Source organism: Flavobacterium sp. FlaQc-47, from assembly GCF_044006475.1.
Taxonomy (GTDB): domain Bacteria; phylum Bacteroidota; class Bacteroidia; order Flavobacteriales; family Flavobacteriaceae; genus Flavobacterium.
In genome coordinates, this window is record NZ_JBIPCQ010000006.1 from 78,702 (window position 1) to 92,173 (window position 13,472).

Sequence of the window (13,472 nt, forward strand, 5' to 3'; positions counted from 1 at the left end):
ATTACACTTTAGATTACACTCAATGACTCTTTCTTTTTGGCGTTACACACACTTGGCACTGGCTTTGTTTTCATCTTTGTTTTTAATTTTAGCATCAGCAACAGGAGTTATTCTGGCAGTTGATGCGATGCAGGAAAAAACACTCCCGTACAAAACAGCAAATTTTGATACGATTACTCTAGGTGAAACCCTGCCAATTCTAAAAAAAGAATATTCGGAAATAACTGAAATCAGCATTGATCACAATCAATTTGTAACCCTGCAGGCCATCGATCAGGATGGCAATGATATTAACTCCTACATTGATCCAAAAACAGGAAAACAACTAGGCAAGCCTGTTAAGAAATCCGAATTTATACAATGGGTCACGGGTTTTCACCGTTCCTTATTTCTTCATGAAACCGGACGCTTTTTTGTTGGCGTAATTTCCTTTCTGTTACTGTTAATTGCTATTTCTGGTTTTGCACTTGTTTTGAACCGACAAAGAGGAATCCGCAACTTTTTCTCAAAAGTAGTCAAAGAATATTTTGCCCATTACTATCATGTAGTTTTAGGAAGATTCGCTTTAATTCCAATTTTGATTATTGCCATTACAGGAACTTATTTATCGCTGGAAAGGTTCAATTTTTTCATGGGAAAAGAGAAAAACCAAAAGCAAAAAACAGCAACCGTAATACCTTCGAAAGAAAAAACTGCTTCGGTTTTCACCACTACCCTTTTATCCGATATCAAAAAAATTGAATTTCCCTTTACTGATGATCCCGAAGAATATTATATCATTGAATTAAAAGATCGTGAAATCGAAGTCAATCAGATTACAGGTGCGGTTGTAACCGAAAAGCGTTCTCCAATGACCGTTCAGTTGTCTGATTTAAGCCTGAATCTCCATACCGGAAGAGCCAACGGAATCTGGGCTTTTATATTAGCAGTCGCCAGTATTAATATTCTGTTTTTTATATATTCCGGTTTTGCAATTACATTAAAAAGAAGATCAAGCCGAATTAAAAATAAATTCAAAGCTCATGAAAGCGAATTTATTTTATTGGCAGGTTCAGAAAACGGAAGTTCGTTGCGATTCGCCAATGCCATTTTGAAACAATTAATCGCTCACGGAAAAAAAGCATACATAACCGAATTAAACAGCTATACGACTTTTTCAAAAGCAGAAAATATTATCGTATTTTCCTCCACTCACGGTTTAGGAGACGCACCTTCAAACGGAAGTAAATTTTTATCTCTTTTAAAGAAATATCCTCAAAAGCAAAAAATCAAGTATTCTGTAGTAGGTTTTGGATCAAAAGCATATCCTGATTTTTGTGAATTTGCCTTTGAAATAGACAAACAATTACAAAATCAATCCTGGACAGAACAGTTATTAGACGTACAAACCGTAAATGATAAATCAGCAGACGAATTTGTAAATTGGATCAAATTATGGAGCGCTAAAACCAATATTGCCTTATCAACAACACCATCTTTGTACAATCATGTTCCTAAAGGTTTTCAAAAACTTATGGTTTTAGATAAAACACTGGTTTCAGAGAACGAACAGACTTTCATACTTACATTAAGAGCAAATATGAGAGCAAAATTCTTTTCAGGTGATTTACTGGCTATTTATCCCGCAAACGATACCCGGGAACGCCTCTACTCTATCGGGAATCATTCCGGAAACATACAATTAGTTGTAAAATTACACCCAAACGGATTAGGTTCTGAGTTCTTGAATAATCTGATTCCGGGAAATACAATCAAAGCCAGAATCATCAATAATAAGGCTTTTCACTTTCCGAAAAAAGTATCTAAAGTTGCCTTAATTTCAAACGGAACCGGAATCGCGCCTTTCCTGGGAATGATTGAACAGAACAAAACCAAAACAGAAACACATTTATACGCCGGATTCCGCATGGAAACCGAAACCGTTTCAGGCTATAAAAAGTTTACAGCAGAAATGATTCAGAAGCAAAAACTTCAAAGTTTTCATCTGGCTTTATCCCGCGAAGCCGAACATTTTTATGTAATGGATTTAATCAAACGTGATGCTGACTTTTTTATTGGTTTATTGAAAGAAGGCGGCGTAATCATGATTTGCGGTTCTCTCGCCATGCAAAAAGATGTAGAAGCTATTTTGGATAAATTATGTCTTGCCGAAGAAATGAAGAGCATTTCATATTATAAAGAGAATGGTCAGTTATTAAGTGATTGCTATTAGTTGAGTTGCTCCTTTGTTATTTTAAACAGATTTGCCTTTAGGTACAAAATGTTGGTAGCTATTATATTTAAAATTCGTTAGCGTGCCGAATACTATAGTTGAGTTGCTGCTTTGCTATATAAACAGATGTATGTCCCTTTAGGTACAAAATATTGGTAGCTATTATATTTAAAATTCGTTAGCGTGCCGTAGGTACGCAACAAAATGATTACTATTGGGTACCTACGGCACGTTAACTGTCTTACAATTTATGTTTTCTACCAATATTTTGTACCTAAAGGCACATTTCGAATGTTAATAAACTTTCCTTGAAAAAAGATTTTTATGTATAAATCAATCTTAAATAAACTTTTACTTTTTTCTGCAGTAATCTGCTGCTTCTCAGGCAATGCACAAACTCTCAGAAAAAGAACGACCTTACTTATGGGCGGACGTTTTGACATTACAATCGTCGCAAAAGATTCCCTTTCGGCAGAACAAAACATCGATGAGGTTATTGCAGAAATCACCCGAATCGAAAACCTGATATCCGATTGGAAACCCGATTCGCAAGTTTCACAAGTCAATCAAAATGCGGGAATAAAACCTGTAAAAGTAGATCGTGAAGTTTTTGACTTGACCCAAAGAGCCATGCAATTTTCTGAAGCCACAAACGGAGGATTTGATGTGAGTTTTGCCGCAATGGACAAAATCTGGAAATTTGACGGATCGATGACCGAAATGCCTTCGGCGGAAGCCATCAAAAAATCAGTCGAAAAAGTGGGCTATAAAAACATTATTTTAGATTCGATACAATCAACAATATTCCTAAAATTAAAGGGAATGAAAATAGGTTTTGGCGCGTTAGGCGAAGGATATGCAACCGATAAATGCCGAAATATGATGCTCGCGAAAGGCATTAAAGCCGGAATAGTCAACGGCTCCGGCGATATGACCGCCTGGGGAAAGCAACCCAACGGAAAAGACTGGAATATAGGTATGACAAACCCTTTTCATCCTGATACCTTATTTGCCGTAGTTCCTTTGAATAACGGCGCAGTAACAACCTCAGGAAGTTACGAAAAGTTTGTTGTTTTTAATGGCAAACGTTATTCGCACATTATCAATCCTGCAACAGGTTATCCCGCCACAGGATTGTGCAGCGTATCGGTTTTTGGTCCAAATGCAGAAACTGCGAATGGTTTAAGTACCTCATTAATGGTTTTAGGACAAACCGAAGGACTACAGCTTCTAAAAAAATATCCTGATTATAGTTGTGTCATGATTACCGACAACGGAAAGTTAGTAAAATCAAAAAACTTCAAAATCAAGAAATTCAAACCTAAACTTTAGCGATTTTTAAAAATTTAACTATAAAAAAGACCAAAACCTATTCATAATTCTTTAGAAATGAAAAATTAGGATAAATCATTGTTGCTTCATTTTTGGCAGTTTCAAGTTGTGCTTCTTTGGCATATACCATCATTTGTTTTTCATAATCATAAATAGCATCTTCGATAGTTTCGAATGCTCCATTAGTCAGATTATCAGATAATAGTAAAGCATCGACAAGTCCTATATTCAAACCCTGACCTGCAAAAGGAGGCATAATATGTGCCGCATCACCAATTAATGTTACAGGTAAAAGACGTTTTTTTTTCCAGGGTTTATCCAATGCTATCTTTCGTGTTGGCCATAAAACAAAAGACGACGTTGAACGAAATAATTGCTTATAGCTTTCATGCCAGTCAGCAAATCTATCAGTAAGAAATGAAATGATATTTTCCTTATCCTTAAAGTTTAATTCAGTTTCAGCAGATGCTGCAGACTTTTTAAAAATCACACTGTAACTTAACACATTTCCATTTTTAGGATTCGCAACAAGCAAATTCCCGTCTCCGGCAGTCATTAATATGGTATCATTGCAAAGCTGATAAAATTCCGGACATTCCACTTCCGGAAAAGCAACTTCTCCCTGAATAATAAGCGTTCCCGTATATTCTATCTTGGCATCGGTACTATATTTTCTGACAACAGACATTCCGCCATTTGCTCCAATAACTAAATCTGCCGTTACCTCAATTCCATTTTCAAATTGCAAAAGCCATTTTCCATTGTCTTCTTTAAGTTCAATGAATTTCCTGTCCCAGACAACTGTATCATTTATTAAACTTGCAAGCAATAATTGTCTCAAATCATTCCTGTTGATTTCAGGATTATCATATTGATTTTCAGCAGTAGGATTTTTAGATAACAGCACATTGCCATTTATATCCGCAACAGTTCTGCCCATTGGTTTTGCCATAGCATAATAGTTTTCCAGTAATCCTGCTTTTTGCATCACTTTTTGTCCGGTTGCTTTATGCAAGTCAAGAGTTCCGCCAGAAATTCTGGTTTGTGCATTTTTGTCTCTTTCATAAACTGTAACATCTGCTCCGTTTTGCTGTAGTAATCTTGCCATTGTAAGACCAACAGGTCCGGCACCAATAATGGCTATTTTTTTGTTTTTCAATAACATAATTTAGTTTTTAGTTTTGAAAGACAAAATTCTGCACTATAGCGCTGTTAGGATTGTACAAATGCGACAAAATCATTACTGATCATTTTCTTTGCGTTTCGGGCAAATACTCCAGGAGTTGTGCCACTGTAACGCTTGAATTCCCTACTAAGATGTGATTGATCTGTATAACCAAGTTCCTGGGCTAAACCCGCAATATTAGCATCAGGAAAATGCCATAAATGATTGCGAACCTGTTCAAAACGCATCAAACCAGCAACATCTTTAACACTATGTGCTGAGGATTGTTTAAAGTTTCTTTCTAAAGTCCTGACCGTTGCATGAGCTGCCGCCGCAACTTCGGTTACCGGAATAATTCCTTTCGCTTTTCGCATTGCTGTTCCTGCTTTAAATAACAAACTATCTACAGGAATTTGGGATTGTGCATTCATGAAAAATTCTTGTACACAAGCGATTGCTTCTTCTATTTTATTAGATTCAATTAAAGTCTGTAATGTCGATTGAAGCTTTGTAATAACATGTTCAAATAAATAAACTCCGCCATTTCCAGCACCAGAAGTTAATCCGAGTAAATCAAATACCGTCCACGGAAAACACCTGATCGCAATAACTTCCATAGAACCTGAATGTAAAACAACAGGCTGATTCAGTAAGCCCATGATAAATGGAGACGGCAAAGGCTGTAAAATTCCGTTAAAAGAAATACTGCAAATACTCCCAAAATAAAAAACAATTTCAGCATAACCATCAGGTAAAACCTCAAAATAAGATGCATCCTCACCACTAATTCTTTTGTCATACCAGAAGCATTTTATACTGTCCTGCAACACCTCCGGAGGATCAAATTCGATATGATGTTTTCTAAAAGTTAGCATATTTAAAGTTTATTGAATACAAAGATAAAAGAACAATTATTGTGACAGAATAAAATTTATCCAGCAAATTTATCCAATTATCTATAATCCATAATCTTTCCTCTATAATCTCTCATCTAAAATCTATAATCTTGCTTCTCTAATCTTGCTTCTCTAAACTTACCTCTATAAACCACCAATTAATAAACTTTGTGAACTTTGCGGTAAAATTCAACACAAAGTTCACAAACTAAATTTCAACACAAAACTATGTATCACAACTAACAGAATCCCAATCCTGATCCATATAATTAATCAGCCAGTTTAAAGCATATTGCCTTTCGTAAACAATCCCCGGATTTATGCCTTCAATTTCTCTTCCGTTAATTCGTTCATCAACACAAGCCCAATTAAATCTGTAATATAAATCATTGGCATCTAAAATTTCACTTTTAGATCTTACAGAAACTATTGAATCGATAAAAATAGTAGGATCTTTATCCTGACCCACCGGATAATTATCAGGATCAATATTTTCCAGATCGCAAAATTCATCCGGAAAATCTAATGTATCAACTTTCTGCAAAGCCCACATCAAAACCCAAATGCCTTCACACTTCCAGCTTTCCTGTGCTTTTTTATCATCTGTTGGGTTTGCCAGAAATTCTTTTTCAACATCCGTCGTAAAATCCCAAAGATTATATTCTTTTAAATAGTCAGTAGCTTCTTCCTCAGAAATACTATTAAACGCTACCAGGTTTACAACTGCTAAAGCACTAACCCTTTGTGCAATTTCTCTTGGAGTTCTTAACGTCGTTTCGTTTTCAGATTCAACACAAGGAAGATTTCTGTTTATTTTGATATTATATTCCTCAAGAATTTGTTCGTTCTTTTCCTTTCTTAGCAATTGATCTTCTTCTAATTGATTCTGATCTGCATCAAAATAGTCTGAACTAATTGTTACCTCTAAAGTTTCAATTTCACAATTCCCTTCAGTATCAATAATCAAATTTAAATTTTTATCTAAAAAATGTTGTCCGCTTGATTTGCTGATAACAGTTTCAGGCTCAACAAATAAAACAGCATCAAGTTCCTGTGCAATATTTTTGATAATCGTTGCTAATTCTTTTACTTCTCCATTTTCCTGAGTAATTGTAAATTCACAATTTAAAGTCAATATTTTATGCAGAAATAAATCTTTAACTTTTTCATTTACAGTTGGCAATGAATTCACAAAACCGTAAAGTCCTTTTAAATTCGCCGTTAAAGCCGAATCATCAATTTCGGGAATCTGATATGAAGGTTTAAGCCTTTCCCTGTATGAAATGTTTATGTTTTTTGAAGAACTCGGAGAATCTTCAATTGTTATGTCGATAATATCAAATCCATCTTCCTGACTCAGCAAAACATTCCCATTAGGAACATGTGACAGTATTATTTCTTTAATATTTTCAAAACCATGCTGGTGTGAATAAATAGTGCAGATCATTTTATTATTTTCTATTTGTAATTAAAATATTCAGGCTTATAAAATTGTTTGTTTACGCTAATATAAAAAATAAACCATAACTTATATGGTTCAAAAAAACGTTGCAAGAGATAAATTAGTCCACTTTAATTTCAATTGTAGAAACCGGCAAACTACTTGCCGACGCCTTAATTTTTATTGTTTCCCTTTTTCCGTTCGACTGAATAATCGCAATACATTTTCCGTTAAACAATTTACACGAATTAGCTTTAAAAGAATCCAGATTTGCCTGATAACCATTATCAACGCCAACTAATTTTCCTCCGCCAGAAACTTCAAAATTAATTAAATCATCAGCATTTGGAAGTAAATTTCCGTCTTTATCTGTAATAGAAACCGTTACGTAAACCAAATCATAAGTATCATTTCTTATTTCTTTTTTATCTGCTTTTAAGTTTATTTTGAAAGCTTCGCCGGCAGTATGAATTTCTTTTTCCAGAACCACTTTTCCGTTTTTTCTCGAAATCGCTTTTAGAGTTCCCGGTTCAAATTTTACACGCCATGAAATATGCAAATCGTCATTTTGTTTGGCTTTTTTTCCGAGAGATTTTCCATTAAGGAACAATTCAACTTCATCGGCATTATTGTAGTATGCCCAAACATCAACTTCTTGTCCCGCTTTCCAGTTCCAATGCGGAAAAATGTGTAAAACAGGTTTCGTTGTCCATTCGCTTTGGTACATATAATACACATCTTTTGGAAAACCAGCCAAATCTACAATCCCGAAATAAGAACTTCTCGCCGGATACGGATACGGATCTGGTTCGCCGATATAATCAAAGCCCGTCCAGATAAAAGTTCCCGCCATGAAATCCTGTTTTTTGATAGTTTTCCAGTTTTCTTCGTGCGTTGCACCCCAATACGATTTTACCTGATCAAAAGCCGAAACCGTCCAGTCTGCATTACCGTCAAACGGAGCACCGTGTTTTGGCGGCCAGGCTTTAATTCCATCTGCAGGAAAATCATAATGACCGCGCGTTTCCAAAGCCGAAACACTTTCGGAAGCAATTATTTTTTGTCCTTTAAAACGTGTTGGAAAATCTTTATAATCTTCATGTTTGTAATTGAAGCCCAAAAGATCCAAAGCTCCCGATTGATAAATAAAATTTTTCTCAATAACATTCTCTGTCAAAGCCGAAGTTACCGGACGCGTTATATCTAATGATTTTACAATTTGAGCCAATTCTTTCGTAATCGCAATTCCCGTACTATCAAATTGTTCCCTGATTTCATTACCAATACTCCACATCATAACCGATGGATGATTTCGGTCTCTTTTAATAAAATCTTCCAGATCTTTTTTGTGCCACGCATCCCAGTCTTTGTGGTAGTCATTGGTTACTTTTTTCTTTTTCCAAACATCAAAAGCTTCATCCTGAACAATAAATCCCATTTCGTCGCACAATTGCATCATTTCTAACGAATGCGGATTATGTGACATTCTAATGGCATTTACGCCCATTTCTTTCATTAAAACTAATTTTCTTTTTAATGCATGAATGTTTTCAACTGCACCCAAAGCACCGTTATCATGATGTAAACAAACACCAAGAATTTTCATCGGAACTCCATTTAATGAAAACCCTTTTTCGGCATCAAAATCAAAAAAACGAACTCCAAGCGGCGTTTCGTAATTATCAGTCAATTCGCCTTTCTCATAAATTTTAGTAATAATTTTATACAGATATGGATTTTCTGTACTCCAGAGTTTTGGCATTTTTAAAATGAAGTCCTGAATCTTTTTTGAAGATGAATTTGCCGCGATTTTTCCTGTTGATTGTACTTCGGCAATGTCATCATTATTTTTATCGAAAATGGTAGAGACCACTATAAATTCCTTTTCCCTATCCGAATCATTTTTAACTTCGACTTCTAAATGAACCGACGCTTTTTCTTTATAAATTTCCGGTGTTGTTACAAAAGTTCCCCATTCGGCAACATGCAATTTTTCGGCAATAACAAAACGCACATTTCTGTAAATACCTGATCCTGTATACCATCTCGAATTGGGCTGTGCATCATTATCGACTTTTACAGCGATGATATTGGGCTGACCAAAATTTAGATATTGCGACAAATCATAAGAAAATGAAATATAACCATTCGGACGAATTCCTAAAGAATGTCCGTTGATAAATACTTCACTATTTTTAAAAACACCATCAAATTCTACCGATATAGTTTTGCTTTTCGCACTTGCCGGAAGTGTAAACGTTTTACGATACCAGCCTATTCCCGCCGGTAAAAAACCTTGTGCCTGTTTTGTTTTATTGTCTTTATTAAATTCTCCTTCGATACTCCAATCGTGAGGCAATTGCAAATTTCTCCAATCGGCAGCGTTAAAATCAGATTGAATTGCCGTTGGATTATCTCCTAATTTGAAGTACCAGTCTTTATTGAAATCTTCGATTATTCTTGCTTTTTTTCCTTGGGCAAAACACGTTGTGGTAAGCAATATTGCTAAAGCGATTACGGTATTTTGTAAAATGTTTTTATTCATAAATTTATTTTTACAATCAAATTACGTCCTATTTGTCAGGCTGAGCGGAGTCGAAGCCCGCGCAAGTAACTCCGCCCACAAAATCGTCAATCTTTGTAGAGCTTCTTGCGGAGATTTCTCGTTCCTCGAAATGACAAAAATGAGGTAAAACTTTGCGTAGGCTTCGACTCCGCTCAGCCTGACAATCGTGGTTACGTTATGTCTGAAACACACAGTCCGGACAACTGAAACGTAGACGCATTGCTGTGCGTCTCTACAATCACCTTTGTCCCTTTGAATCTCTGCCTCTTTGCACCTCAAAAAAACCTATTGAAACTCAAACGAATCCAACATCAACCCTTTCAAATCTTCTCCTTCCAACGTAATTTTATACGTTCCCGCATTTATATATCCGCCGGAAGTCGTATTTAAAACTTTCCATTTTTCCGGTGAAGGGAAAAACTCGATCGTATCATTTCGCATTAAAATTCCGTACGCATCTTCCATTTTGAAATGTACTTTTAATGGCGTTTCATTTCTGTTCATGAATTTAAAACGCATTAAATAAATTCCGGCGACTCCGGGTTTTACTTCAAATTCAATACTGTTTGAAGTCTTTTTTGTGAATTCAATATAATCGGCTTTTTTGAAATTTCCTTTTACAATATCCGTTCCGGTTGTTTTGGCATTTTCGGCTTCTAAAACTAAGGTCTGACGTGAATCATCTTTTTCTCCCATATCATAAGTTGGAACGACAATAATCGAACTTATCGTTTCTGAATTATCAAATGTAACTTTTTCTCCTTTTTTTACTTTTTTAGAATAAAGAGCAAACTTAATATTATCACTATTTTTCGCCATTTCTTCTGATTTCTTATAATCCGATAATCCTGTAAATTGAGTTGTTGTTTTGTTATCAATCAAAATATAAACATCAGAATCTTCTTTAACTATAAACGAACCCGAAGTTTTTGATTGGGAAGAAAACTGCAAATAATCTGCTCCAAAAACCTCTGAAGGTAATTGTGTAAAAACAACTTCTGAATCTGAATATTGTTTTGAATTAATATCCAGCCACGAAGCTACTCCATTAATCGTTTTATCATAAGAACTTAAAACCAGATTCTGAATGTTTTTTAGTGAAGCATCAGCAGGTTTCTCAAATCTATTTTTTGTTCCGATGGCAATTGCAGAAATTATCGCTTGCCCCGATTTTACATTAGGGAAATTAATTGTGATTTTTCCGTTTTTGCTTTTTACGACAAAAGTTTTCTTCAATGCTTTATCATGCCCAACTTCTGACCAAATATCAAAATCTTTTAAAACTACATTATCATTTATTGCAACGTCAAACAATCGCCAGCCTTTGCAATCTAAACCGCCGCCAGTTCCGTACCACGGTTCTGTAAAATACAATTCGACCAAATATTCACCATCTCCAACAGGAAATTCATAACTTAATTGATCCACTCCATATCTGAAAGTTCGGAATAAAGCCTGATCTTTTGTTCCTGAAATGGGGTCAAAAGTACTTCTTTGACTTGCATAAAAATCCGGTAATTTTTCAAATTTATCTGTCCACGATAAAGATCCCCAGGTATATTGCCCATTTTTATGTGCATCTGTAAACCAGGTTTTTCCAGTTGAATCTGTAAACTCTGAACCTCCGCAATTGACTCTGTAAATATAATTGTATTCTTTTTTTGCTTTTGTAATATCTGCCTGATCGGTATATAATGCATTAAGATTTGGCGCTTTCGGAAGCGTGTTCAAAACCACATAATCTTTAGCAACCGCCTTTCCGTTTACATAACCCACGGCGTACAAAACATTGTATTGAACATTGACATTGTTAAACTGAAAATGCTGACCTACTCCCGGGTTTTTTAGTTTTCCTAAAGATGATTTATTGACATCATTAAATAATTCTACTTCATCACAATTCGAATAAATATCGATTCCGTTTTTTATTCCTGCCGAATCCCAACGACTTGGCCATGAATGCGAAACAATATAAACCATTGGGTTTGTTTTGTTCGAAACATAATTGGCGCGGTACATATAATACGCGTCCAGAGGTTCGCCCCAAACGGTAAAAAGTCCTTTGTAATTTATGGGACCCACTTTGTCAATATCACGAAATCCTTCTCCGTTTTGAGAACGACCCGGATTTTCATGCGAAGCAAAAAGCCAGTTAAATTGCCCTGCGATTTTATCTTTTACCAATTCGGCTTCACGGACTTTGATTTCCATTAATTGCGAAAATCTGTTTTCGCTCAAAATTCCTTTTTGATCAAATTCTCCTTCAGTATGTAAATCTACTGTTCGCCATGCGCCGTATTCTCCGTTTAAGAGTTGTGTGCTCATTTCGAGATGGTATTTTAAAGGATCACCGCCATAAGTTCCAGACCAGTTTTGTACGACATTCCAGTCTGTTCCTTCTCCTCCATTACAAGTCGTTACCAAACGTTGCGACTCCGATAATGGATCCATTTCGCGAATAATTTTGGTGCATTCTTCGGCAAATTCTTTTGGAATCGTGCTTTCATTCTGCAATCCCCACATTACAACCGACGGACTATTTCTGCGTTCTTTAATCCATTCTCGTAATAAGGTTTTAAAATTCTCTTTAAACTCCGGAGTATCGTACCAAATATGTGCCGAGAACTGGCTCCAAAAAAGGATTCCGTTTTCGTCTAATTCTTTTTGATATAATAAATTATGCGGTTGATGCGCTTCTCTAAAAGCATTAAATCCAGCTGCTTTTATTTGTTCGATTCTGGCATGAATTTGTTCGTTTGAAAACGAATGACTGTTTCCAATCATATGTTCGTATTCGCAAACTCCGTTAATGAATAACGGTTCATCGTTGATATAAAAACGATTGTCTTTTCCGTCACGACTAACCGGCCAGCTGACCCAGCGAATTCCGTAAGGCGTTTTTAATTCATCTATTTTTTTTCCTTTTTCGTAAATCGAAGTTACCAACGCATACAAATACGGATTGGATGGTGACCATAATTTTGGTTGAAGAATTTCCGGAAGTGTTTGTGTTATTTCTTTTGTTTCTCCCGAAGCACTTTTGATTTCATTTTTTTTGACAGCAACTTGCTTTCCTGAAGCATCAAAAAGTATATTTTCAATTGTTAAATTACGTTCTGATTTACCGTAGTTTTTAATTTCTGTTGTGGTATGAAGAATGGCTTTTTCTTTCGAAATTGATTTGTCATTCCAGATATGAACGCCAAAAGGCTCAATACGAACCTCATTCGTAACCACCAAAGAAACAGGTCTGAAAATACCCAACGGCTGCGATCCTTCAGAAAATCCCCATTCGCCGGAACATCCACCACAAATCCAAGGAAGATCTGCAATAAACGATGGATGATCGGCTTTGACCATTATTGTGTTTTCGGTATTAAAAGAAACTGAGTTTGTAATATCGATTGTAAAAGTGGTTCTTCCGCCTTTGTGTGCACCCACTTTTTTCCCGTTTACCCAAACTGTGGCGTACGAACTTACTCCTTCAAAATACAAAAAAAGGCGTTTGCCTTTATCTTTTTTATCAACTTTAAATGTTTTATGATACCAGGAAGTTCCGTGCAAATTACCGTGTTTCATTCTGCGGTAGCCATAATACTGATCCCAGTTATGGGGAACATTTACATTTTGCCATTGCGAATCAATTTTAGGATTGCTCACAAAGCTTTCATCTTGCTGCACGGGATTATTTAAGATAATAGTTTCCCAAGATGAATTCAGCGAAATCTCTTTGCGTAATTCCGCTGACGCATGTTTCACCTGGCTCTGAACAGAGCAAAAAACTAAAAAAAAATAAATAAAAAATGTTTTCTTCATGCTTTTTTAAACCATATAAGTGATATAAGGTTATCATTTTTTGT

The 13,472-nt window shown here is 35.6% G+C and carries 7 protein-coding genes; 2 read left to right on the plus strand and 5 right to left on the minus strand.

All coding sequences use genetic code 11. The features are described 5' to 3' along the window. Positions 1-22 precede the first annotated feature (22 nt). Positions 23-2,212 (plus strand): PepSY domain-containing protein, encoded by a 2,190-nt coding sequence (locus ACHRVX_RS18780; RefSeq protein ID WP_395334980.1) that lies wholly within the window; start codon positions 23-25, stop codon positions 2,210-2,212. A gap of 324 nt (positions 2,213-2,536) precedes the next feature. Further along, complete coding sequence (locus ACHRVX_RS18785) at positions 2,537-3,544, plus strand: FAD:protein FMN transferase (protein ID WP_395334982.1); 1,008 nt, start codon at positions 2,537-2,539, stop codon at positions 3,542-3,544. A gap of 37 nt (positions 3,545-3,581) precedes the next feature. Here the strand turns inward: ACHRVX_RS18785 and ACHRVX_RS18790 are convergent, their stop codons facing one another. The 5 genes from ACHRVX_RS18790 to ACHRVX_RS18810 all read right to left on the minus strand — a co-directional run bounded on the left by ACHRVX_RS18790 (position 3,582) and on the right by ACHRVX_RS18810 (position 13,428). Further along, positions 3,582-4,709: an FAD-dependent oxidoreductase gene (locus tag ACHRVX_RS18790; RefSeq protein WP_395334984.1), complete on the minus strand. Its 1,128-nt coding sequence runs from the start codon at positions 4,707-4,709 to the stop codon at positions 3,582-3,584. Between the two features lie 47 nt (positions 4,710-4,756). Next, positions 4,757-5,584, minus strand: a complete 828-nt coding sequence (locus ACHRVX_RS18795; protein ID WP_395334987.1) for a helix-turn-helix domain-containing protein — start codon at positions 5,582-5,584, stop codon at positions 4,757-4,759. A 247-nt stretch (positions 5,585-5,831) separates the two neighbouring features. Then, a complete protein-coding gene (locus ACHRVX_RS18800; protein WP_395334989.1) occupies positions 5,832-7,052 on the minus strand; it encodes a DUF4272 domain-containing protein in 1,221 nt (406 codons plus the stop codon). Between the two features lie 115 nt (positions 7,053-7,167). Next, positions 7,168-9,591, minus strand: a complete 2,424-nt coding sequence (locus tag ACHRVX_RS18805) for a sugar-binding domain-containing protein (protein WP_395334991.1) — start codon at positions 9,589-9,591, stop codon at positions 7,168-7,170. Positions 9,592-9,897: 306 nt separating this feature from the next. Then, on the minus strand, positions 9,898-13,428 hold the full coding sequence (locus tag ACHRVX_RS18810; protein ID WP_395334993.1) for a malectin domain-containing carbohydrate-binding protein: 3,531 nt from the start codon (positions 13,426-13,428) through the stop codon (positions 9,898-9,900). Positions 13,429-13,472: the final 44 nt, after the last annotated feature.